This window comes from Streptomyces roseicoloratus, from assembly GCF_004117935.1.
Lineage (GTDB): Bacteria > Actinomycetota > Actinomycetes > Streptomycetales > Streptomycetaceae > Streptomyces > Streptomyces roseicoloratus.
Genome location: NZ_SDOY01000013.1, coordinates 51,850 through 74,570, shown reverse-complemented (window position 1 = coordinate 74,570; position 22,721 = coordinate 51,850). Strand labels below are relative to the sequence as shown.

Below are 22,721 nucleotides of genomic sequence, written 5' to 3'. Positions count from 1 at the left end.
GCGCCGGCACCTGGACACCGCCCGCCGCGCGCTGCGCGACGCGTCACCCGCGCCCACGGCGGCGCGGCACCTGGAGGGCCTGTTCACGTACGTACTCGACCGCACCCGCTGACTGCCGTTCCGCCCCGCAGGCCCCCGCCCCACCGCCCGCCGGTCACCCCACGGGCGACGACTCCACCACCGGCACCCGCAGCGGGGCGCGGAAGGACAGCAGGCCGAGCACGGGTGCCTCCGCCGCTTCCGGTGCGAGCCGGACGTCCGGCAGGCGGCGGGCGGCCGCGCGCAGCGCCACCGCCGCCTCCGTACGCGCGAGGGCCGCGCCCGGGCAGCGGTGGCGTCCCACGCCGAAGGACAGGTGGTGGCGGATGTTCTCGCGTCCGGGAAGCATCCGCCCGGGTGACGCGAAGACATCCGGGTCCGAGCCGCTGCCCATGAGCATCAGCAGCAGTTCGGCGCCAGCGGGGAGTTCCACGCCGCCCAGTTCCAGCGGCCGTGCGGTGACCCGGCGCCAGGAGGTCACGGGCGGCTCGCGCCGCAGCACCTCCTCGACCCACTCCGCGGCGAAGGCCTCGTCGTGCGCGGCGCGCGGCCACGCCCCGGGCTCGGCGAGCGCGCCGCGCAGGACGGTGGAGATGAGCTGTCCCGTCGTGGACTGCCCGGCGATGAAGACGAAGAAGCACGCGCCGACCGCCGTGCCCGGGTCGAGCAGGCTCCCGTCGGGCAGCCGGTGGCGGGCCAGCGCCCCGACGAAGCTGTCCGCCGGCACCGCCGGATCCCGCACCAGTTCCGTCAGCCACTGGTGGAACTCGCCCACGAGCGACGCCAGTTCGAGCTGACGCTCCGGCGCGGGCCGACCGTAGAAGAGCTCCAGCGAGGCGTCGCTCCACCGCACCAGGGTGGCGGTGTCCAGTCCGTCGATGCCGAGGAGCTCCGTCATCACCCGGCACGGCAGGGTGTGCGCGTACGCGGAGAACAGGTCGGCGCCGCCGGTGGCGTCGAGCTCCGCCCGCACCCCGTCCAGCAGCCGGCCGGCGATCCGCTCGACCACCGGGACCGCCGCGGCCACCCGCTGGGCGTTGAAGAAGCGCATGACGAGCCGACGCAGGCCCGCGTGGCTCTCCGACGCGTTGTTGGCGAGTGCGGGCCCCAGCCGGAAGCCCGCACGGGCGAGCCGCCGGAGCACCGGGACGCCCAGGGGCGTCACCGCGTGCTGGGCGTTGTCCGGCCGGAACGCGACCGGGTCCAGCAGCACCCGCCGGATGTCCTCGTACCGGCTGACCAGCCACAGGCCCGTGGCGTCGTCACGGTGGACCGGGGATGAGGACCGCAGGCGGTCGAGCCACGGGTACGGATCGCGGACGAACCCCTCGTCGAACAGGTCGAGCAGGCCGAGCGGACCCGACGGGTCCTGCGGGGGCGCCTGGTGTGCGTACGGGCAGGAGCGGGTCGTGTCCGTGCCCGTGTCCGGGCGGGGCGCGGCGGTGTCGAGGGCGGAGGTCACGCGGGCGGACGCTAGCACGCGAAAGGGCACGTACCGGCCGGTGTGTGCGGGGGATCACCCGCACGCGGCCGGTCGGGCCGGTACGCAGCCCGTCCGAGGAACACGCGGCCGGCTGGGATAAGGTCTGCCGGGTTTCACAAGCCGCATATCGGTCGTCGCCCGCCCCGGAAGGACCCGCCCTGAACACCCCGCTCGCCGAGGCCCTCTCCGTCGCCCTGCTCGCCCTGGTCCTCGCCTGCGCCGTCGTCCGGCCCTTCGGCTGGTCGGAGGCCGTGGTCGCCGTTCCGGCGGCGGGTCTGGTGCTGCTCACCGGGGCGGTCTCCCCGGCCGACGCGCTGGCCGAGGCCGAGCGGCTCGGGCCGGTGGTCGGCTTCCTCGCCGCCGTGCTGGTCCTGGCTCAGCTCTGCGACGACGAGGGGCTGTTCCGCGCCTGCGGGGCGTGGATGGCGCGCCGGGCAGCCGGCCGGCCGCGCCGGCTGCTGACGCAGGTGTTCCTGGCGGCGTCCGCGATCACGGCCGTCCTGAGCCTGGACGCCACGGTCGTGCTGCTCACCCCGGTGGTGTTCGCCACTGCCGCGCGCCTCGGCGTGCGCCCCAAGCCGCACGTCTACGCCTGCACCCACCTGTCCAACACGGCGTCCCTGCTGCTGCCGGTGTCCAACCTGACCAACCTGCTGGCCTTCACCGTCAGCGGACTGACCTTCACCCGCTTCGCCGCCCTGATGGCGCTGCCGTGGCTGGCCGCGATCGCGGTCGAGTACCTGGTCTTCCGCCGCTTCTTCGCCACCGACCTGGACGCCGGGGCGGACACCCCGCCGACCACGGAGGCCCCCGAGCCGCCACTGTTCGCGCTGGTGACGGTCGGCTGCACGCTGGTGGGTTTCGCCGTGTCCTCCGCGATCGGCGTCGACCCGGCCTGGATCGCGTGCGCCGGGGCGCTCGTGCTCGCCGTACGGGCCCTGATCCGCCGCCGGGTGACGCCCGCGGGCCTGCTGCGGTCGGCGTCGGTGCCGTTCCTCGCCTTCGTCCTGGCCCTGGGGATCGTGGTCAGGGCCGTCGTGGACAACGGCCTCGACGACGCCCTCGGCCAGGTGATCCCGGCCGGTGACTCGCTGCCGGTGCTGCTCGCCCTCGCCGCCCTGGCCGCGCTCCTGGCCAACCTGATCAACAACCTGCCCGCGGTCCTGGTGCTCCTGCCGCTGACGGTGCCCTCGGGCCCGGGCGCGGTCCTCGCGGTGCTGCTGGGCGTCAACATCGGGCCCAACCTCACGTACGCGGGCTCACTGGCCACCCTGCTGTGGCGGCGCATCGTGCACTCCCACGACACCGAGGTGAACCTGAGGGAGTTCACCCGGCTCGGGGTGTACACCGTACCGTTGGGGCTCGGCGCCGCGGTGACCGCGCTGTGGGCCTCGCTGGCCGTCGTCGGAGGAGGCTGAGCCATGGCCGTGGTGGTGTGGATCGTGGAGGGCACCTGGCCCGCCTGTGTGGACGCCGCTCGCGCCCACGCCCCGGAGGACGCCGAGATCGTCCTGTTGCACGTCACGCCGACCGAGGTACCGGGCGCGGCGCACGGAGCGTTCGCCGGACTGCTCGGGCGCGGCCACCCGGAGCGCGACCCGGGTAACCGCGTGGAGAGCCTCGCCACGGCCTCGGGCGAACGGCTCCTGCGGTCCGCCGGCGCACGCCTCGGACGCCCCGGCACCCGTGTCGAACGGACCGGACGCGTCGAACGCGAGGTCGTCGCGGCCGCCGAGCACGCCGATCTGCTCGTCCTCGCCCGGGACGGCGACCGCACCCATCTGGGTCCGCACAGCCTCGGCCCGGCCTCCCGCTTCGTCGTCGACCACGCGCCCTGCCCGGTCCTGCTGGTCTGGCCGGAACCGTCCCCCGGCCTGGCCACCCTCCCGCCGCCGCCCACGGCGTAGCCGCGACGGTGACGTCCTTCCGGCCTCGCGGCACGGTACGAGCCGCCGCTATCGCTGCTGTGCCGCGTCCCGCGCCTGCTGGGCGATCCGCTCCAGCACCGCCTTCGGATCGGCCGACGGGGCGACGGCCTTGCCGATGTTCCGCTTGATGGTGTTGCTGACCTGCAGCCAGGACGGCTCGTTCACCGGGTACAGCTCGGCGGTGCGCAGCGCGGTCAGGAACTGCTCGGTGCTCGGGTCCGCCTTCGTGCCCCGGGCACCCTGGTTGGCGGTCACCGTCGACGGCAGCAGCTGGTAGCGGCCGGCGAACTCGTTGAGGTTCTTGTCCTCGAAGACGAAGTTCAGGAACGCGCCCACGAGTTCGCGGTTGCCCTCGTGCCGGAAGCCCATCATCCAGTCGGCGACTCCCGCCGCGGGCGGGGTCTTGCCCTCGGGGATCGTGTCGGACACCGGCATCCGCAGCGTGCCGACCTTCATGCCCTTCGCCCGTGCCTGCCTCAGGAGCGAGGGATAGCCGTTGACCATGCCGACGTCGCCGCGCAGGAAGGCGGCGAAGGCGTCCTGGCGGTTGAGTTCGGCGGGCGGGACCGGGCCGGTCAGCGCGGGGGCGACCAGGTTGTCCCTGATCCAGCGGAAGGTCTGGGCGTTCTGCTCCGACGCGATGTTGTAGCTGCCGTTGTTGTCGGTGTACCCGCCGCCGTTGCTCAGTTCCCAGATCAGGGCTTCGGCGTGCGCCTCCTCGGGGCCGAGCGGAAGGGCGTACGGATAGAGCACGTCCTCCTCCTTCAGCGCCTCGGCCGCCTCCTTCAGGTCCGACCAGGTCTTCGGCGGCTCGGCGCCGGCCTTGTCGAACAGCTCCTCGTTGTAGAAGAGCAGCCGGCTGCTGGCGACGAAGGGCAGACCGTAGAGGGTGTTGTCCACCGAGCCCGCCTCGGCGAGCGGCGGCAGGAAGTTCGCCTCCGTCCTGATCGACAGCACCTCACTGGCCGGATACAGCCGGTCCTGCGCGGCGAAGTCCGAGTACGCGCCCATCAGGGCCACGTCGGGGGCGTCGCCTTCCTCGACCATGCGGGTCACCTCACGGTCGATGTCCGCCCACGGATAGAGGGTCACCTGGATCTTCTTGCCGGGATGGGCGGCCGTGAACGCGACGGACAGCTTGTCCCAGTACGCCTTGGAGCTGTTCGCCGGGCCGTCGCCGTACTCGGGGACCACCAGGCGCAGTGTCGTCCCGTCGCTCCCGGACAGCGAACCGCAGCCGGTGACGAGGGAGCCCAGCAGTCCGAACGCGGCCACGGAGGCGGTCATGCCGAAGAGTCTCGGTCGCACGATCATTCCTCTTGATCTTTTTTGGACAGTGCGTCCGGAATTCTCGCCTGACGATGGCCGTAATTGCGCCCCCTGCCGGGCTTTTGTGGTCGTAGCTCCAACCGGCCCCATTCGCTTTGGTGTTTTCCGATATGCGGCGCCGGAATCCGACGCGCGTAGAACTCTCCACCGTGTCCAAAAGGACGTCGGAAAGGAACATTGACGAGAGGTCCGACCGGCGGCGGTGCCCGGCGGGAGCACCCCGGCCCCGGGGTCCGCTGAGCCCGCTCGGGCCGGTGCCCCCGGCCATGGCATGAGGCGGCCCCGCCGCCTCACCGGCGCGGGCCGCCGCCCGTGCCGCCCGCACGGGCACGGGCCCGGCCCCACCCGGCGACGCGGGCGGGGCCGGGCCCGTACGGACGGACGTTGTCGACGGGACGGCTAGCGGCTCTGCCGCGACCCGCGCCTGCTCATCCACCACACCAGCGCACCGCCCGCCACGAGCACCGCCGCGGCGATGCCGGCGATCAGCCCCAGCGGGGCGTCGGAGCCGGTGTCGGCGAGGTCGCCGTCCGGGTCGTGGGCCGGAGGGGTCTGGCCGCCGCCGGTCGTGGACGTCCCGGGCGCCGGGGTCGGCGGGGTGCCGCTCGGCTTCGGGTCGTCCGGCCCGGTCGGGGTCGGGGTCGGCGTCGGCTTCGGGTCCGGCGGGGTGGTGGGCTGGTCGGCCGTGGACCCGCCGAGGTAGGCGGCGTTGCCGCCCCGGTAGGTCACCTCGGTCTGGACGGACGACCTGGTCGTCGTGTCGAGTCCGCGGTGCTCGGTGTCGAACTGGGCGCGGGAGATGTTCCGCTTCGGCGCCTTCGAGAAGTCGACGCCGCCCATGGACAGGATCCACACCTTGCCGCCGTAGACCCGCTCGAACGTGTAGTCCCCGTTCCGGAACGAGTGGACGTACTTGTCGTAGACCGTCTTCTTGTCCCAGTTCGCGTTCTCGCCCCGGAGGGGCCAGCGCGACACGTCGTTGCTGTTGATGATCTTCCGGAAGTCGGTCGGAGCGGCGGCGTCCTGACGGCGGATGTACTCGGCGGCCACCCGCGAGGAGTAGACGCGGCGCAGGTCGGCGTAGGACGGCTCGTCGTTGACCCGGCGCTCCAGCTCCGGCTGGATCATCGTCAGGATCAGCGCCTCGGCCTGCCTGGTCTGCGCCTCGGTGAGTTTGCAGCCGCCGGCCGGCACGTCGGGCCCGGTGGGGACCTCCATGTTGACCTTGAGAGGGGCGTCGAGGATGTAGATGCCGCCGTCCTGCTCGCGCACCTTGGCCGGCTTCGGGGTGATCCACTGCCGGATGACCGGGAGGCACGGCATGCCCTCCGGCGTCCGCGGTGCCGCGCGCCAGAAGCGTTCCCCGCGCTCGTACTTGTCGGGGTTCATCGCGTCGGCGTAGTCGTGCTTGAGGGTCAGGTCGGCCTCCAGGAGGACGCGCCCCGCGTCGGTCTTCGCGAACTCCTTGTCCATGATCACGTCCGGACGGATCGGGTTGAGGTTGACCCAGAAGCGGTCGGGCGTGAGGGCGAGCCAGGTGAAGAAGGCGTCCGAGGCGAGCTGCAGCTTGGCGTCACCGCCGTAGCCGGGGTGGGCGTCCGGGTCCTGGACGTAGTCCGCCTTCATCGAGTAGTCGAGGCCCTCGCCCTTGACCGGGGTGCCGACGTAGTTGATCTCCAGGGTGGAGAAGTCGATGCCGCCGGGTCCGCGGTTGAAGTAGCCGCCGCCGTTGTTCTGGTTGTACATCGCCTGGAGGCGGCGGGCCTCCTCGAGGGTCCTCCCGGAGCGCAGGGCCTGGTCGATGATCGGGCCGCGGCCGCCCTTGAGCGGGTCGGGGTTGAAGCGCTTGTCGTACTTGGTGTACACGGTCGGCTTCTGCGTGCGCTCGATGGCGTTCGAGCGGCGCTCGGTGACCCCGGCCTGGGTGCGGTTGGTGCCGCGCTCCCGCTTCAGGTCGTCGTCGAACTGCTTGATGCTGTCCTTCGTCGCCTTCTCGGTCGCGGCACCGGTGATGTAGCGGAACGTCGACTTCGGGTACTGCCTGGCGATCTGACGGTCGGCCTTCACCTGGTCCGGCTCGGCCCTGCCGTTGGACTTGGTCTCGATCTTGAACTCGGTGCGGCGGTTGTGGACGTCGACGACGCGCCAGCGCTTCTCGCCGTTCTCGTCGATGTACGAGATGACGTCCTGGCACCACCAGTCGGGCCCGACCATGTTGTACTTCTTGACCATGCGGGCCTCGAAGGCCTCGCCCCGGCGCGGGTTGCCGTGGTTGCCGACGTACTTCACGTCGAGGAAGCGGGTGAAGTCCTTGTAACCCTTGGGGCTGTCGTACTGCGCGTTGTAGCGGGCGTAGATCTCCATGACCCGGTCGGCCGGGTTCTTCGACTTCTCGAACGCCCGCTGCCACGTGCGGTAGTCCTTGCCGGCCTTCTCGCGCTGCGCGTCGGTGGGCGGCAGCACCCCGTCGTACGCCTTGGCGGGGTTGTCGTACGTGTAGTTCTCGTCGTTCGGCCAGGCGTCGTACGTCAGATCGGCCGGCGGCCCGGAATCGGGCGGCGTGGTCGGGAACTGCTTCTTGAGGTACTTCTCGTCGCACCGGACCGGCTTGACGTTCGGCGGCTTCGCGGCATGGGCCTGGTCGAGGCCCGGCAGGCCGGTGAGGGTGAGGGCCGTCGCGGTGGCGAACGCCGCCCCGAGCCGGCCCCACACATGCCTGCGGCGCGCGCGTTGTCGTATGTGCATGCTCACTGACTTCTCCCCCTGGGAACCCCGTGATGTGCAGGAGACGTGGCGGCGGCACGGGCTCCGAGGTCAACTGGTCGGAATTCGCCGCTCGTTGGCCACTCTAGGGGCGGGGGCCTCCGGGGTCCCGGAGTTCGACGGGCATGTCCCCGACAGGGCGTGAGGATGTTGCGACCGTAACGGTCAGAAATCGTCGAGCCCGCCGAGCCAGGTGTCCTCCAGGTCACCGGTGGTCTTCTCGGTGTGCCGCACCCGGAAGACCGAGAGGACGCGGCCCCCGCGGTGCATCGGGGTGACGGAGAGGAGCGCGAGGCGGGCGAGGCCCTGCCAGTACAGGGAACCGGGCGGGGCGTCGAGGTCGACGCCCTCGCGCGCCAGTGCGCCGGGCCCGATGCCGAAGGCCTCGGCGACCGCGTGCGCGCTGCCGTCGTGCAGCCAGTCGCCCTCGCCGCTCCAGCCGGCCCCGAACAGCCGGGCACCACCGGGGTGGTGGATGACATGGGTCCCGTAGGTGGTGGGGTGGTCGACGGTCGCGGACCCGACGACCACGGCCCCGGGAAAGCCCGCGGCGAGGGCCTCGGCCTGCTCCAGAAGCGTGTGATCCACCTCCGCGCACGCGAGTGCGGGGTCGTTCACCTCGGTCACGGTGCCCCAGCATCCGACGGAGACGAGGTCGAGGTCGGCGCGGGTGGCGAAGTCCGGACGGTCGACGGCCTCGATCCGCTCGACCTCGGCGAGCACGTCCTCGACGGCGAGCAGGGAGCCGGCGAACTCCCGGGCCCGCACGGCGTCGTGGTCGGGGAGCGTCGTCGCGGGCGCGGGGAAGGGCGGTTGCACGAGGGTGAGCCGGAACTCCCCGTACCGGGCGATGTCCTGGTCCGCCGGGCGGATCCAGTAGTCGTCGTGATGGTCGGTCATCGTTCCCTCCATGGGATCGGTTCGCGTCGGCCGGGGGAGGTCAGCGCGGGGTGAAGAGCACCGCGTCCGCTCCGTCGAGGACGAACCCGTTGTCGAAGCGGACCCGGACCGTCACCCGCTCCCGGGTGTTCCGGTGCTCGGTCCACGCGGGCTCCAGGGCCGCGATCTCCTCGTCGAGCCGCTGCCTGCTCGCCGGAGGCATCTGGGCGCCGAAGTCGTCGCGGAGGGACGTGAGCCGTACGTACTCGCGGACCTCGGGGCCCTCTTTCCGCGGGTGTGCGTCCACCCGTTCCACCGTGCCCTCGGTCCCCGCCGCCAGAGACAGGAACCCGGCGACCGCACCTGCCGTCGCCGGCGCGTCCCCGGCCGGCTCCGGCGACCCGGGCAGCCTGAGCTCCGTCGCCAGCCTCACTCGCCGGCCCTGTTCGAGCACCATCGGTCTTTCGCCCTCCGTCACCCGCGTCCGCGCCACCGCGCGGCATCCCTGCCGCGGGTCATTATGCGGTGGGGCGGGATCGCGCCATGTGCGATCGAGGCGCGCAGGTGTCTTCCGGGACTCGCGGGACGGCCCTATGCTCCTGCGCCGGATGTCGGGTTACCGTCGGTAAAGGGGCTGGGGATGAACCGTCAGGGCAACTCACGACGCACGTTCGTGGCGGGAGCGGCCGCCGTGACCGGGGCGGCCGCCGTCGGGGGAGCGGCCCTCGGCGCCGCACCCGCCGTCGCCGCCGCGCCGTCCTCGGGTCCGTCCGGGTCGCCGACCGTGGCCGTGCTCGGCGGCGGCGTCGCCGGACTGACCGCCGCCCACGAGCTCGCCGAACGCGGCTTCCGCGTCACCGTCTACGAGCGCCGCGCCCTGGGCGGCAAGGCCCGCTCCATGGACGTGCCGGACAGCGCCCGCGGCGGCCGGCGCCCGCTCCCCGCCGAACACGGCTTCCGCTTCATCCCGGGCATCTACCACAACCTCCCCGACACCCTGCGGCGCATCCCCTTCCCCGGGAACGCCAACGGCGTCTGGGACAACCTCGTCGCCCCGCCGGAGATGTCCTTCGCCCGCACCGGCCGCGAAGACCTGCGCATCCCGCTCCCCTGGCCGGGCCACCGCCCCGCCGAACTCACCCTCGACGAGATCCGCCGCGCCCTGACCGGCCTCCTGGACACCGTCCGCTCCATCCCGCTCCACGAGACCGCGTACTTCGTCAACCGCTTCCTCGTCTTCCTGACCAGCTGCGACGAACGGCGCAACGAGGAATGGGAGCGGACACCCTGGTGGGACTTCCTCGGCGCGGCGCGGATGAGCTACGACTACCAGCGCATCCTCGCCGTCGGACTCACCCGCAACATCGTCGCGACGAAGGCCGAGGAGGCCAGCACGCGTACCGTCGCCACCCTCCTGGAGGCCTTCGCCTTCAACGCCCTCGGACGCGGCGCCGACGGACCGCTCGACCGGATCCTGAACCTGCCCACGAACGAGGCCTGGATCGACCCGTGGGCCGCCCACCTCTCCGCGCTCGGCGTGGAGTTCCGCATCGGCTGGACCCTGCGCGAACTGGCCTACGACTCCGCAAGCGGGCGGATCGGGGCCGCCGTCGTCGAGGACCCGCAGGGCGTCCGCCGCTCGGTGACCGCCGACCACTACCTCTCCGCCATCCCGGTCGAGCACGCCCGGCGGACCTGGGGCACCGCCCTGCGCGCGGCGGATCCGCAGCTCGCGCGGTGCGACAAGCTGGAAACCGACTGGATGACGGGCATCCAGTTCTATCTGACCGAGCACGCGCCGCTGCTCGCCGGACACGCCAACTGCATCGACTCGCCGTGGTCCCTGACGGCGATCCAGCAGGCGGGCCACTGGCCGTCCCGCGACTTCCCGGCCGACTACGGCGACGGCGCCGTGGTCGACTGTCTCTCGGTGGACATCTCCGAGTGGGACCAACCCGGCATCCTGTACGGCAAGACGGCCAAGCAGTGCACCCGCGCGGAGGTCGCCCGGGAGGTGTGGGCGCAGCTGAAGGCCGCGTTCAACGACACGGGCCGCACGGTGCTGAAGGACGGCGCGCTGCACTCCTGGTTCCTCGACCCGGGCGTCGACGGCCTCGGCACCCCGAACCCGACCAACGAGGACCAGCTCCTCATCCACCCCGTCGGCACCTTCCACAACCGGCCGCAGGCCGCCACGAGAATCCCCAACCTGTTCCTGGCCGGCGACTACGTGGCCGTCGACATCGACCTGGCGACGATGGAAGGCGCCAACGCCTCCGCCCGCCAGGCCGTCAACGCCCTGCTCGACCGGACGGGTTCGACCGCCCCGCGCTGCACGGTGCAGAAGCTGTTCCGGGCCCCGGAGATGGAGGGACTCAAGCGCCACGACCGACTGCGCCACCGGCTCGGCCTGCCCAACGCGCTCGACGTGGGCTGAGGCCTGATCCGGAAGGAACGGCCCGGGCACGCCGGACCGGCCGTAGCCGCGCCGTGACATCGTCACGGAACGGCCACCACATGGTGATCGGTCGGTCCGGACGCCTTCTCAGCGGCCTCGTGACCGCCATAAGCTTGCCCTGCGTGCCGGTCCCGTCGCGGTGTGTGAGGCAAGGGGGGCTTTCCGGGTGACCGGTTTCGCATGTCGTCATCGGATCCGTGACTCATGGAATTGGGTGACCCATGCCTCCTCGGCTCGTCGGCCATCAAGGCTCTCTGGCAGGACAGCAGTTCCCGATCGGCGCCGCACCGCTGACCCTCGGGCGCAACGGCGACAACAGCGTGGTGATAACGGTGGGAAACGTCTCGCGTTTCCACGCCGAAGTGCGTCGCGAGGGCCACGGATTCGTCCTGTACGACAGCGGCAGCAGCAACGGCACACGCGTCAACGGCACGCGCGTGACCTCGCACGAACTGCGGCCCGGAGACCTCATCGAGATCGGCACCGAAACCTTCCGCTTCGAAGCGGTCGACACGATGGAGACCATCCTCGACCTCTCCGTGCTGGCGCCGCTCACCCCCTCCGAGGAAACCCTCGCGGAAGGGTCCGTGCTCAACGTGACGGTGTCCGGCGGCGGCCCCGTCGGCCTGAGCTTCGCCCTGCTCCTCGAACACCTCATGGGGCCACGCGTGGCCGTCACCGTCCACGACGGCCGCTGGGTCCAGGACGGGGCGAAGGTCGTCTGGAAGACCGAAGGCCAGGGCAACGTCCGGCGCCAGCAGGTCGTCACCGTGCAGAGCCGCCAGTACCTGAACCTCCCCGAGGAGGTGCAGGCACGGCTCTTCCGCGGCGACGCGTACACCGAGATGTGGCCGGTCGGTCCCGACTCGCTCCGCGGCCACAAGCCGAGGAACCTCCGGATCGCCTACATCGAGGACACCCTCCTCGAACTGGCCAACGAGAAGCGGGGACGCATCAGGCTGGTCCCCGACGTGTTCGACCCGGCCGCCCACGACGGGGCAGACGCCCGCGACCACGTCCTCGCCATCTGCGAGGGCGGCCGCTCCCGGACGCGCGAGCACTACATCGACAGGTTCGGCAACGCCGACACGTCCATCTACTCGCTGCACGGCCGGCACATCCAGGACGTCGTCCTCGGACTGCGCGTGAAGTCGACCCTGACGGACCCCATGACGGTCCTGCTGACCGTCGCCCAGAACCGCTTCCTCCTCAACGCCCTCCGCGGACAGGGATTCCTCAACATGAGGCTCACCGACGCCGAGGCCGCGGAAGTGGTCGGCATCGATCCCGTCCGGCACGTCTTCGAGGAATGCATCGCCTCGCGCCCGTGCGTCATGGGACGGGACGACCACGGCGACTTCCAGTGCCCGACGCACAGCACCCTCTTCCTGCCCGCCATGGTCAGGGGCTCGGCCCTCTGGAAGCGGGTGCTGGAGGGGCTGACCCTGTTCGGCGTCGCCGAGCGGGACCTGAGCGCGGTCACGGCCTTCCGGCTCGACATGGTGCAGCGGCCCAGGTTCACCACACGGCTGCGCCCGGCCACGTCGACCTCCCCGGGGACCTACGGGTTCCTGCTCGGCGACGCGGCCAACGCCATCCACTTCTGGCCCGGCCGAGGGCTCAACAGCGGACTCGGATCCGCCATCTCCCTGGCCCGGTCCCTCAACGGCGCGTGGACCGGCAGGCCGTTCCGGGACGCCGATTTCGCGCGCCACGAGGCGGCCATGTCCATGCTCCAGTACCGGCACAAGAGCCGGGCCTGGAACACGATGATCACGACCGACGAGAACGGCGTCAGCCGCCCGATCAAGGAGAAGATCGCCCAGAGCATCGAGGAGTCGGAAGGCGTCAAGGACCTGGACAGGAAGGCGGACACCGACGCCTTCATGGAACGGCTCCGGGGCATCCGGGACCGGCTGGCGTCACGCGTGCCCGGCATGCCGGACGACGCCACCCTCCGGAACCATCTGGAGAAGCTCGGCTCCTCCACCCTGCGGACCCTGCTGGAGAGCGGGGCGTGGGACACGCTGATCGTCGGCGGCGAGGAAGTGGACATCGACATCTTCTACCGGCAGGACGCGGCGCCCCCGAAGGACCCGAGGACGGGTCCCCGGCCCGATCCGACGAGGGCCCCCGCGACGAACTGATCCCGCGGGCCGGTCGGATGCCGCCGACACCGGCACGCGGGCGTCGGCGGCATCCTCGGCACGGCAGCGGTTCAGTGCTCGCAGAGCGAGAACTCGCGCTCGTAGACCTGCTCGTTGTGCTCGTCGGTGAAGAACTTGCGTTCCCGCATGAGCTGTTCGCGATAGTCCCGGGCCTGCTCGAGCGTCATGGTCGAGGTGTCGGCCCACGGCTGCTGCGGTGCCACGTCCGACGTCGAGACGATCGGCGTCGACGGGTCGACCAGGAAGAACGCGAGGATCTTGCGGTGTCCCGGACGCGTCGGGTCCGCGAGGCGGAACGGTCCGACCCGGTGCTGCAGGACGTTCGGGAAGGCCAGGCAGCGGCCCGCCGGCGTCGACGCCGAGCCCAGGACCTGGTTCAGCGCGTCCTCGTCCTCCAGGCCGTAGACCTCACGGAGCCCGTCGTCGTCGTTCTGCTCGTAGTACGGGTCGTCGAGCGCCGCGCGGAAGCTCAGCCGGCTCTCGGTGATGTTCTCGCTGTCCCAGTAGTAGATGCCGGTCGACACGATCCGCTCGTTCAGCATCCCCTCCACGTGCCAGGAACCGCCCGCGTACTCGGGCTCCTCCGGGGTGAGATGGATGGTGGCGAGCTTCGTGATGACCTGGAGACGACGCCCGCGCAGACCGACCCGGGCGGACGCCTCGGGCAGCGCGGGCGGGGCGAACTCCGGGGCGTCCGGAACGACCGGACGCCGGTTCTGATACCAGTGGTCCATCTGCTCCGACCAGGCCTTGCGGGCCTCCGTGTAGGCGGCGGCGTCGCTGGAGGAGGAAGGGGCCGGGTACGTGGGCTCGTCGTCGTACCACTCGTGCGGATCGGCCTCGATCCGCAGCGGCCGCGGATGACGCAGATCGGTCAGGACGTTCTCCCACAGCGGGAGCAGGCGCGCGAACAGGTCCGGGAGGACGGCGGACAGGGCGTGGTGCTCCTCGGGATGGACGTTGTTGACGTACGAGAGGAACCTGACGTCGCCGTCGTCACCGACCTCGACGTCGGTGGGCAGCCACTGGAACTTCTCCGAGAACTCGTGCTTCGCGTAGTGGTTCGTCGGGTTCCGCCAGGCCTGTTCGGGCGCGGCGCTCACGTCCCGCACGAGGCAGAACAGCGACGGGTGGACCAGATCCAGCACCTGGCCGTCGGAGCCGGGGTGCCAGTCCTTCTCCGCTTCCGGGACCTCCTCCAGGACCCGGACCGCCTCGCGCAGCCGGGACCGGAGCTTGTCGTCGACCAGCGTGTCCGACTGCCACACCCCGTCGACGGCGGACACCTCGATGCCGGTCCGCGCGTCCCGCAGCGCCGCGTAGTGCGCGAGCTCGGCCAGCACGTAGCGCGCCTGCGCCTCGGTGAGGCCCTGGTCGAGCATCTCCCGCGTCCACCGGGCGGCGATGCCGGCGTCGTTCCGCTTGTCGAACCACCCCGGCTTCGCCCGGATATGGGCGCTGCACTCCATGATCTCCAGCTCACGCAGCGTCCGGGGCTTGGCGAACGGCAGGGCGCGGGACGTCTCGAAGGGCAGTGGGTAGGCGGTCTGGCTGGTCAATTGATCTGATCCTCCCCGGTCGGTGTGCGGTGGCGGGAAGGATATGCCAGCGGACTGACATCGCCGTCGGGCCCGGTCCCGACCGGGCGGGGGCCGCACCCCGGACCGGGATGCGGCCCCCGGCGCCGGTGTTACGAGGGCCGGCCGCCGTACGGCACGGTGATCAGCTCCATCGCGTGGCCCGCCGGGTCCATGAAGTACACGCCGCGGCCACCGTCGTTGTGGTTGACGGTCCCGGGGTGCTGCCGGTGCGGGTCCGCGTAGTGCTCGATGCCGCGCTCGGTGATGCGCGCGTACGCGGTGTCGAACTCCTCTTCGGAGATCAGGAAGGCGTAGTGCTGCGGGGCGATGTCGTCCGCGGGGACGGTGGCGAAGTCCAGGGTGACGCCGTTGCTCAGGGCGACGGCGATGAACGGGCCCCATTCCGCGGTGATCTCAAGATTCAGCAGGTCCGCGAAGAAGCGGGCGGACTCCCGGTTGTCCCGGGCGTGGACGATCGTGTGGTTCAACTCGACTGACAAGGAATGCCTCCGAAGGCATCTCCCGACACCTCCATGCCTCACCCAGCCGGTGACCGGCACGCGATGTCGCGGAAGATCATAGTCGCCGTCGCCGGCAAAGGGAACCGGCGGAGGGAACCGGCAGACGCGACGAGGACATCGGAGCCGGTTCGCCCGCTCCGGTCCCTATCTCCTGCTCCATCCGGCCGGACCGGAGTACACGTCGATCAGGTCCACCACGAAGACCAGGGTCGACTCCGGCGGGATCAGCGGTGAGGGCGACTGCTTGCCGTAGCCGAGCCGCGGCGGAACGACGATCTCGCGCCGGCCGCCGACCCGCATGCCCCTCACCCCGCGGTCCCAGCCCTTGATGACCCGGCCGCCGCCCAGGGCGAACTTGAACGGCTCGCCCCGGTCCCAGGAGGCGTCGAACTCCTTCCCGGACGCGAAGGTCACCCCGACGTAGTGGACCCTGAGGACCATGCCCGGCTTCGCCTCGGGCCCGTCCCCGACGACCAGGTCACGGATGGTCAGCTCGGCGGGAGCGTCACCCTCCGGCACGACGACCTCGGGCTTCGTCGGTTCGCTCATGGCAGCCTCGTCACTCTCCACCGCCGGCCCTCGCGCGGACCGGCCGGACGCGCGGACACCCCACGCACCAGGTGGTCACGCTACCGGGAACGCCGGCGCGCGGCACTCTCCGCCCCGTCAGGGAAGCGGTGTTCCGCCCGTGGCGTTGACGATCTCCCCGGTGATGTACGAGGCCCGGGCCGAGGCGAGGAACACGTACACGGGCGCCATCTCCGCCGGCTGGGCGGGCCGGCCCAGGGGTGACTGCTCACCGAACGTCGTCGCGTCCGGCATCGTCGCCGGGATCAGCGGCGTCCAGACCGGTCCGGGGGCGACGGCGTTGACCCGGATGCCCCGCTCGGCGAGCATCTGCGCCAGCCCGTGGGTGAAGGAGATGATCGCCGACTTCGTCATCGCGTAGTCGAGGAGGTGGGGGCTCGGCTGGTAGCCCTGCACGGAGGTGGTGTTGATGACGGAACCGCCGCGCGGCATGTGGGCCAGCGCGGCACGGGTGAGCCAGAACATCCCGTACAGATTGGTCTTCATCACCCGGTCGAACTGCTCGGTGGTGATCGCCTCGATCCCGTCCGGCTGCGACATCTGGTACGCGGCGTTGTTGACCAGCAGGTCGACCCGGCCCAGCTCGGCCACGGCCCGCTCCACGAGGTCGCTGCACTGCTCCTCGTACCGGATGTCACAGGCGACGGGCACGGCCGTACGGCCCGCCTCCCGCACGAGGCGCGCGGTCTCCCCGGCCTCTCCCGCCTCCTCGGGCAGGTGGGTGAAGACGACGTCGGCCCCTTCCCGCGCGAAGGCCAGACAGACGGCGCGGCCGATCCCCGAGTCCCCGCCCGTGACGAGCGCCTTGCGGCCGAGGAGCGCGTCGTGGCCGCGGTAGTCGGCCTCGCCGTGGTCGGGCCGCGGATCCATCGCCTCGGTCGAGCCGGGGTGGTCCTGGTCCTGATCGGGGAACGGCGGGCGGGGGTGGAGTCCCACCGGGTCGGGGAGCGGGGCACCGGGGCCGTCGGGCGCGTTCATCGAGATCACCATCCTTGTCGTTCGCGTGCTTCTGTCGTGCCTGCCGTCACTGACGACCGGCCGCGGGGGCCGTCAGGAGGAGGGCGGATAGGGGGCGGACCTGAGGCGGCGGGCCGGGCTCCTTCCCGTGCCCCCGTGCTCGGAGAGCGCCGCCGGCGTCTGGTCCGCGAGCAGCTGCGAGCTGGAGCGCTCGGGGCTGGGGGGAGCGCGTGCAGACGAGGGCGACGGCGCGAAGTGGTGCCGATTCGAGGGTGTCCATGCCGTCCGGCTACCCGGGTGCCGCGGATATGTCCCATCTTTCACCCGAATACGATCGGAATCTCCGGTGATTGGGGTGCGTTCGCCCGGGTAGGCGCGGCAATGCCGGTAAATCCCCCAAGTGAGGAACCCGAGGAGGACGCTGTGAGCATGGTGAAGCAGTCCATCGACGTGGATTCACCACTGAGGAACGTCTACAACCAGTGGACGCAGTTCGAGGACTTCCCGAGCTTCATGGAAGGTGTGGAAGAAGTCCGTCAGCTGGACGACAAGCACTGCCACTGGCGCACCAAGGTCGGAGGCTCCCGGCGCGAGTTCGACACGGAGATCATCGACCAGCGTCCGGACGACCGCATCGCCTGGCGCACGGTCGGCGGCGACGTGAAGCAGAAGGGAGTGGTCAGCTTCGAGCCGCTGGACGAGACGCACACCCGAGTGAGCCTCGCCATGGACGTGGAGTCCGTGGGCATGGCCGAGAAGGCGGCGGACGCGCTCGGCGTGCTGGACCGTCGGGTCAAGGGCGACCTGAAGAGGTTCAAGGGCTTCATGGAGGAGCGCGGGCACGGGACGGGCGGCTGGCGCGGCCGGATCGCACCCTCCGATTCCGCCGGCATGCCGCCGGACGACATGCGCCGTCCGTGACGCCGCGTCACCAGGCTCCTCGAGCGGAGTCCGCCGGCTCTAGCGGAGCCTGCCGGCCGGTGTCGTCGGGCCGCTGAGCCGACGCCGGGCCGCTGCCGTCGGGCCCCGGCCGCTTCCCGCGGCCGGGGCCCGTGACGTGTCCGCCGGACGTCAGGGCGGCAGGAGCGTGCCGAGGGGGCCGAGGTCGAGGTTGAGGTCCTCCAGCGTCAGGCCGTAGTGGTCGCAGAGCTCCACCATCCGGTCGTGCAGGAGCATCAGCGTCAGGCCGAGCCGTTCTTCCTGCTCCTCGGTGAGATCGCCCTGGTCCACGCGGTGCAGGGCCTGGCGTTCCATGAGCTGGCGCAGCAACTCGACGAGGGTCAGGACGAGGGTGACGAGGTCCCGCTCCACCGTCTCCGGATCCGCGCGCAGACGGCGTGCGGGCTGGTGCGTCCGGCGGTCGGCGTCCGGCAGTTCCTCCGCGCGCGCCGGCAGCACGGCGAACGCGCGTCGCGCGGCATCCGCGACCTCGCGCCGACGGTCGGGCCCGGCGCCCGCGCTCGGGTCAGTCGAACCGGTCACCGTCGGCACCCTCCGCCCCGTGCGGGGCACCCGGCACGAGCGTGCTGAGGCCCCACCGGTCGTCCTCCTGCACGCCCACGATGACGGCGCGCAGGGCGATCCTCACCAGGTCGATGTCCGCGATCGACAGGACCAGGTCGCCGGTCAGGACGACGCCTCCGCTCAGCAGCCGGTCCAGGAGGTCGATCAGGGCCACCTGGCGCTGCGCGAGGACCGCCTCGTCGTGAGCCGTCACGGCCCGCCCACCTCTCCTGGCGCCTCCGGCTCCTCGGTCAGCACCGCGAAGGAGTACGGCGCCCACGGCCCCGTGATCTCGACCCGCACTCCCCGGAGATCCCGTGTCGAACGCCGGACCCGGTCGCGGAACTCCTCGGAGCGCTCGCCCGGCACGAGGTACGCGTCGTTGGCGACGTTCTCTCCCGTACCGACCGCCAGCCGGCCCTGCTGCGGGCGGTGCCGCGCCAGCCGCACGGCGATCTCGCCGGCCTCCGCCTCGATCCGGCGCACGGCCTCGGCCGCCTCGGACCAGGCGGTCCCGCGTTCCTCGCGCTGCTGCCGGCGCCGCCGCAGGTAGGCCCGCCCGGGATCCGAGGCGCCGGCGTCGTCGGCCGCGGGAGCGGCCGGGGCCCGGGGCACTTCGGCGTAGACCTTCACTCCCCATTCGACGTGACCGGTGAGCCGGTCCAGCATGCGCGTGAACGTCTCCTCGCCGCGCCGGAGCACGTCCCGCACCCGGTCGTCGTCCACGTAGACCGTCGCCAGCCGGAGCGGCAGCACCGTGGTGCGCGCGGCGAGGGCCTCCACGACGCCGTGGTGGGCCCGCGCCACGCGCTCGAGCCAGTCCAGGTCCTCCAGACGGACCTTGAGCGCGGCTTCGGAGAAGTCGCTCCGCGGTACGGAACCGACGGCGGCGGCCAGCGCCCCGGCACCCACCACCCGGACGGCTCCGGAGGCGACCCCCGTGACGCCGGGTACGGGGCCCTCCGCCAGGTCCGGGGTGGGGCGGACGACGGCGTACGCGTAGCTGAGCTCCTCGTTCATGACGTCAGTCCGTGTCGCGGTCGTCGTCCTCGACGTCCCTGTCCGCGTTCACACGGCTCCGGGACTTCTTTCCTTCGGACGCCGCCCGCCGGCCGGCCTTCCGTTCCGGCGCGGCGGCCCGCCGGCCGTCGTCCGGCGCGGTCGTGCGCCGACGGCGGTTCGTGGATCCCTCCGACAGCTCGGAGCGGGAGCCGGAGCGGGCGACGGGCCGTGCGCGGAGCGACTCGAGCTCGGCCCGCAGGCGGGCGTTCTCCTCCTCCAGCTCCTGCCGGGGCTCGGCGCGCGAGGAGAGGGCGGGATCGTGCTCCCACCAGTCGATGCCGATCTCCCTCGCCTTGTCGACGGAGGCCACCAGAAGCCGGAGACGGATGGTCAGCAGCTCGATGTCGAGCAGGTTGATCCGGATGTCCCCGACGATGACGATGCCCTTGTCGAGCACGCGCTCGAGGATGTCGGCGAGGTTCGCGCCCTGGGTCTGCCCGTACGGGGACAGGGGGTGGGCGGCCGAGGGGCCGGTGGGGTCCGATGCAGCCACGGCGGATTCGACCTCGCTCCCTGGGCGTCAGCCCTTGCGGCTCCGACGGGCGCGGGGTTCTTCGTCCTCCGCCTCCCCGTCGTCCTCGTCCTCGTCGTCGTACTCGTCCTCTCCGGGGGCCTCCTCCTCGTCCTCGTCGTCCTCTTCGTCGTCGTCCTCCGCGTCCTCCGCGTCCTCCGCGTCCTCCGCGTACTCCTCGTCCTCTTCGGCCGGCTGCTCCCCGGCCTCGTACTCGTACGCGTCCTCGTCGTCCTCGTCCTCGTCTTCCAGGTCGTCCTCGTCCTCGGCCTCGTCGTCCCGGGCCTCGCCCTCGTAGCCGGACCCGTCCTCCTCGCCCTCGGCGCTCTCGTCCGTGTCCGTGTCCGTGTCCGCGTCCTCGCCCCCGTCGGACTCCTCGTCGGGGCCCGCGACGACCTTGCCGCCCTGGATCTCACCGCGCCAACTGCCGGTGGCCTCGCCCTTCATCATCACGAACGTGCGGAAGGCCTTGAGGTCGAGCCGGGCCCGCCGGCCCTGTGCCCGTACGAGGCTGCCCGTCTTCTCGACGATGCCCTTCGGGTAGTACTCCATGACCAGCAGGACCTTGGTCAGGTTCTCGCCCAGCGAGTGGAACGTGACCACGCCCCTCGTGGTGCCCTTGGCTCCCTCCGCCGTCCAGGCGATGCGCTCGTCGGGGATCTGCTCGGTGACGGTCGCCTTGTAGGCACGGTTCGACTTGGCGACCTTGACCTGCCACTGGGTGGTGGTCTCGTCCTCCTGGTCAACGGAGACGACGCCCTTCGCGAACCGGCTGAACTCCTGGAACTGCGTCCACTGGTTGTACGCCTCCTGGACCGGGACCCCGACGTCGATGTCCTCGATGATCGTCAGGTTCTTGCGGCCCGAGTCGGCGGCCGACGACCGCGGCTCGTCCGAGCCGCCGGGCGTCATCTTGTCCACGAGGACGTCCTTGGCGTGCAGGGCCGTGCCCGCGGCGTGGGCCGCCTTCGAGGCGAAGGAGCCCTTTCCGGGTGCCATGTGCTCGACCAGTTTCCTGCCCGCGCCACCGGCTCCGTGGAGGAGGGCGCGGGGCCCGAGGTGGGCCGCGCCCACCTTCTCCGCCGCTCCGCCGATGCGGTCGCCGACGCCGTTGAGCGCGCGTTCGAGGCGTGCCTGGACGTAGGACTCGAACTCCTCGGCCAGGTGGTTGGCACCGGGGTTCCGGTCCAGCAGCTTCTGCGTCCCGGAGTCGCCGGACGACGTACGGGTGTCGTCCGCACCGTCCTCGGCGTCCCGTCGCGAAGCCTTCCTGTCGTCAACCATCGTCCCGCCTCCCGGTGCCACCGGAATGGGTGCTCTTCGACGCTCCGGACGCGGACGTCCTGCTCGTCGACCGCTTCGCCGTTCCCTCCGACTTCTTCGCCGAGGCCGAGCCGCGGCTCGATGAGGAGGCCGCGCGCCGGGCGCGGGGCTTGCCGTTCTCCTCCTCGTCCTTCGAGGCGCCCTTCGAAGTGCCCTTCGAAGCCCTCTTCGGGGAGTCCCGCGTCGTGTCCTCGGCGGACGACTCGTCGCGCTCTTCGTCGCCGTCTCCCTGCCGTCCGCCGCGTATGCCCGCGGTCCGGTCGTGCAGGGCGTCGGCCAGGTGCTCGGCCTTGGCGTTGAGCACCGTCGTGGCCGCTGCCTTGCTCGCGGTCATGAGTTCACCGCGGACCTGCTGGTTGACGCTGCTGAGGAGCGGCGAGTGCGCGAGCGACTTGCCCAGCTGTCCGGGCTTGACCCGCGACCCCGCCAGGGCCATCGCCAGTCCGAGCGCGAGCTTTCCCTTCTTCGTGCGCCCCAGCAGGTATCCACCGATCAGAGCGGTGCCGATCTTGGCGTTGTCCATGATGTCGCTTCTCTCCTCGCCTACGCGCCGCCCGGCCCGGCCTGGCCGAGCTGGTAGGCCCGGATCTCCTCGAGACGCCTCATGAGCGCCTGCTCACGCTGCTCGAACTCCTCGTCGTCGTCGACGCCGCCTTCCTGCCGCTCCCTTTCGAGGGCGGCGAGTGCCTCCTGGACCGGGCCGGGGTCGTAGTACTCCCGCTCGGCGGCGCGTACCACCTTGTCCAGCACCCACATCACCCCGCGGAGCGGGGCGGCGGGCAGCGCGACGATCTCCGTTACCAACCCCACGGTCTCTCCTTGTGCTCTCCTGGTGCTCTCTGTGCTCTCTCCTCGTCCCGTATCTCTCCTCGTCCCGATCTCTCCTCGTGCCGTACGGCGCCGGCCCGGCCGGTCAGGTGAAGCTGTACGGGGGCAGCGGCCCCCTGACACGGACCTCGACGCCCTCCGGCAGTTCCCCGGACGCCTCTTCCGCCGCCCGCGTGAACTCCTCGACGCCCTGCCGGTCCACCAGGAACGAGGCGCTCAGGAAGTACTGCTGGGACGGTTCCCCCAGGCGTTCCGCGTGTGCGTGCGGCCTGAGCGCGGCCAGCACGGACTCGGCGAGTGCCGTCTGCCGGGCGAGCACCTCGTCGTTGAGGAGCCTGCCGAGCTCAAGGCGCTGGTCGTAGGTTCCGCCGCCATCACGGGTGGCCTCGTTGAGCTGCCGTACCGGTTCGGAATCGGCCAGGATCCGGCGCAGGATCGCTTCCTCCTCCTGGACGCCCTTCACGTTGAACTCGACGCGGTCGGCGAGCTCGTCGAGACGCTCCGCGAACTGCTCGGCCTCCGCGTCGAGGACGGCGCGGACGGCATCCTCGTCCTCGGCGACGAAGCCGAAGCTCAGCGGGAGCGTGGGGCCGTCGTTCCACAACCGCTCCTGCACGGCGTGGTGCGCCTCGAGGTCGGGGCGGGTCATGGTGATCTCTTCCGGTGCCTCGCTCACGACGGCGCAGAGCCCGTCCCCCCTTACCGCGCGGACGGGCGTCCCGTCTCCTCCGACACCCTCGAGCTCGTCCACGCGCAGGGGGTGCGAGGACTTCGTCACGGCATAGACGTAGAGGGCCATCG

Annotated in this window: 22 protein-coding genes; 5 read left to right on the top strand and 17 right to left on the bottom strand. The window is 71.5% G+C overall.

Translation table 11 applies throughout. The features are described from left to right. Positions 1–154 precede the first annotated feature (154 nt). Positions 155–1,501 carry a cytochrome P450 gene (locus ESG85_RS01200; protein ID WP_128976116.1) on the bottom strand — a complete coding sequence of 449 codons (1,347 nt, stop codon included), beginning with the start codon at positions 1,499–1,501 and terminating at the stop codon, positions 155–157. 179 nt (positions 1,502–1,680) lie between these two features. On the opposite strand from ESG85_RS01200, the gene ESG85_RS01195 reads away from it, so the two are divergent. Beyond that, the gene (locus ESG85_RS01195; RefSeq protein WP_128976121.1) at positions 1,681–2,940 is read left to right on the top strand and encodes an SLC13 family permease; all 1,260 of its coding nucleotides are present in this window, start codon (positions 1,681–1,683) and stop codon (positions 2,938–2,940) included. Between the two features lie 3 nt (positions 2,941–2,943). Then, the gene (locus ESG85_RS01190; protein ID WP_128976115.1) at positions 2,944–3,429 is read left to right on the top strand and encodes a universal stress protein; all 486 of its coding nucleotides are present in this window, start codon (positions 2,944–2,946) and stop codon (positions 3,427–3,429) included. A 48-nt stretch (positions 3,430–3,477) separates the two neighbouring features. Here ESG85_RS01190 and ESG85_RS01185 read toward each other — a convergent pair whose 3' ends face one another. The 4 genes from ESG85_RS01185 to ESG85_RS35600 form a co-directional block, all read right to left on the bottom strand. Beyond that, entirely contained in the window at positions 3,478–4,737 is a 1,260-nt protein-coding gene (locus tag ESG85_RS01185; RefSeq protein ID WP_246094753.1) for an extracellular solute-binding protein, read from the bottom strand. A 441-nt stretch (positions 4,738–5,178) separates the two neighbouring features. Beyond that, a complete protein-coding gene (locus ESG85_RS01180; protein WP_128976113.1) occupies positions 5,179–7,524 on the bottom strand; it encodes a hypothetical protein in 2,346 nt (781 codons plus the stop codon). 183 nt (positions 7,525–7,707) lie between these two features. Next, positions 7,708–8,442: a DUF6333 family protein gene (locus tag ESG85_RS01175; RefSeq protein WP_128976112.1), complete on the bottom strand. Its 735-nt coding sequence runs from the start codon at positions 8,440–8,442 to the stop codon at positions 7,708–7,710. Positions 8,443–8,482: 40 nt separating this feature from the next. After that, positions 8,483–8,728, bottom strand: a complete 246-nt coding sequence (locus ESG85_RS35600) for a hypothetical protein (protein WP_246094752.1) — start codon at positions 8,726–8,728, stop codon at positions 8,483–8,485. Between the two features lie 333 nt (positions 8,729–9,061). Between ESG85_RS35600 and ESG85_RS01165 the strand changes: the two genes are divergently transcribed. Further along, positions 9,062–10,858, top strand: a complete 1,797-nt coding sequence (locus ESG85_RS01165; protein ID WP_128976110.1) for a hydroxysqualene dehydroxylase — start codon at positions 9,062–9,064, stop codon at positions 10,856–10,858. 242 nt (positions 10,859–11,100) lie between these two features. Then, positions 11,101–13,026, top strand: coding sequence for an FHA domain-containing protein (locus ESG85_RS01160; RefSeq protein WP_128976109.1), 1,926 nt, complete (start codon positions 11,101–11,103; stop codon positions 13,024–13,026). A 71-nt stretch (positions 13,027–13,097) separates the two neighbouring features. Here the strand turns inward: ESG85_RS01160 and ESG85_RS01155 are convergent, their stop codons facing one another. The 4 genes from ESG85_RS01155 to ESG85_RS01140 form a co-directional block, all read right to left on the bottom strand. Then, positions 13,098–14,606, bottom strand: a complete 1,509-nt coding sequence (locus ESG85_RS01155) for a DUF4246 domain-containing protein (protein WP_128976108.1) — start codon at positions 14,604–14,606, stop codon at positions 13,098–13,100. Positions 14,607–14,737: 131 nt separating this feature from the next. Continuing rightward, entirely contained in the window at positions 14,738–15,127 is a 390-nt protein-coding gene (locus ESG85_RS01150; RefSeq protein WP_128976107.1) for a VOC family protein, read from the bottom strand. 165 nt (positions 15,128–15,292) lie between these two features. Continuing rightward, positions 15,293–15,697, bottom strand: coding sequence for an FKBP-type peptidyl-prolyl cis-trans isomerase (locus ESG85_RS01145; RefSeq protein ID WP_128976106.1), 405 nt, complete (start codon positions 15,695–15,697; stop codon positions 15,293–15,295). Between the two features lie 117 nt (positions 15,698–15,814). Beyond that, a complete protein-coding gene (locus ESG85_RS01140; RefSeq protein WP_128976105.1) occupies positions 15,815–16,714 on the bottom strand; it encodes an SDR family oxidoreductase in 900 nt (299 codons plus the stop codon). Between the two features lie 402 nt (positions 16,715–17,116). On the opposite strand from ESG85_RS01140, the gene ESG85_RS01130 reads away from it, so the two are divergent. Then, complete coding sequence (locus ESG85_RS01130) at positions 17,117–17,614, top strand: SRPBCC family protein (RefSeq protein ID WP_128976104.1); 498 nt, start codon at positions 17,117–17,119, stop codon at positions 17,612–17,614. Positions 17,615–17,764: 150 nt separating this feature from the next. Here the strand turns inward: ESG85_RS01130 and ESG85_RS01125 are convergent, their stop codons facing one another. The 8 genes from ESG85_RS01125 to ESG85_RS01090 form a co-directional block, all read right to left on the bottom strand. Then, positions 17,765–18,175 carry a gas vesicle protein K gene (locus tag ESG85_RS01125; protein WP_128976103.1) on the bottom strand — a complete coding sequence of 137 codons (411 nt, stop codon included), beginning with the start codon at positions 18,173–18,175 and terminating at the stop codon, positions 17,765–17,767. Then, a complete protein-coding gene (locus ESG85_RS01120; RefSeq protein WP_128976102.1) occupies positions 18,159–18,410 on the bottom strand; it encodes a gas vesicle protein in 252 nt (83 codons plus the stop codon). Before ESG85_RS01120 ends, ESG85_RS01125 begins: the two co-directional genes overlap by 17 nt. Continuing rightward, on the bottom strand, positions 18,407–19,216 hold the full coding sequence (locus ESG85_RS01115) for a GvpL/GvpF family gas vesicle protein (RefSeq protein ID WP_128976101.1): 810 nt from the start codon (positions 19,214–19,216) through the stop codon (positions 18,407–18,409). The genes ESG85_RS01120 and ESG85_RS01115 overlap by 4 nt, the downstream gene beginning before the upstream one ends. A gap of 4 nt (positions 19,217–19,220) precedes the next feature. Then, positions 19,221–19,751, bottom strand: a complete 531-nt coding sequence (locus ESG85_RS01110; protein WP_128976100.1) for a gas vesicle protein — start codon at positions 19,749–19,751, stop codon at positions 19,221–19,223. A 27-nt stretch (positions 19,752–19,778) separates the two neighbouring features. Next, positions 19,779–21,053, bottom strand: a complete 1,275-nt coding sequence (locus ESG85_RS01105; RefSeq protein ID WP_128976099.1) for an SRPBCC family protein — start codon at positions 21,051–21,053, stop codon at positions 19,779–19,781. After that, positions 21,046–21,615, bottom strand: coding sequence for a hypothetical protein (locus ESG85_RS01100; protein ID WP_246094751.1), 570 nt, complete (start codon positions 21,613–21,615; stop codon positions 21,046–21,048). The genes ESG85_RS01105 and ESG85_RS01100 overlap by 8 nt, the downstream gene beginning before the upstream one ends. A 20-nt stretch (positions 21,616–21,635) precedes the next feature. After that, positions 21,636–21,902, bottom strand: coding sequence for a gas vesicle protein GvpG (locus ESG85_RS01095; RefSeq protein WP_128976097.1), 267 nt, complete (start codon positions 21,900–21,902; stop codon positions 21,636–21,638). Between the two features lie 103 nt (positions 21,903–22,005). Then, positions 22,006–22,719 carry a GvpL/GvpF family gas vesicle protein gene (locus ESG85_RS01090; protein ID WP_128976096.1) on the bottom strand — a complete coding sequence of 238 codons (714 nt, stop codon included), beginning with the start codon at positions 22,717–22,719 and terminating at the stop codon, positions 22,006–22,008. Positions 22,720–22,721: the final 2 nt, after the last annotated feature.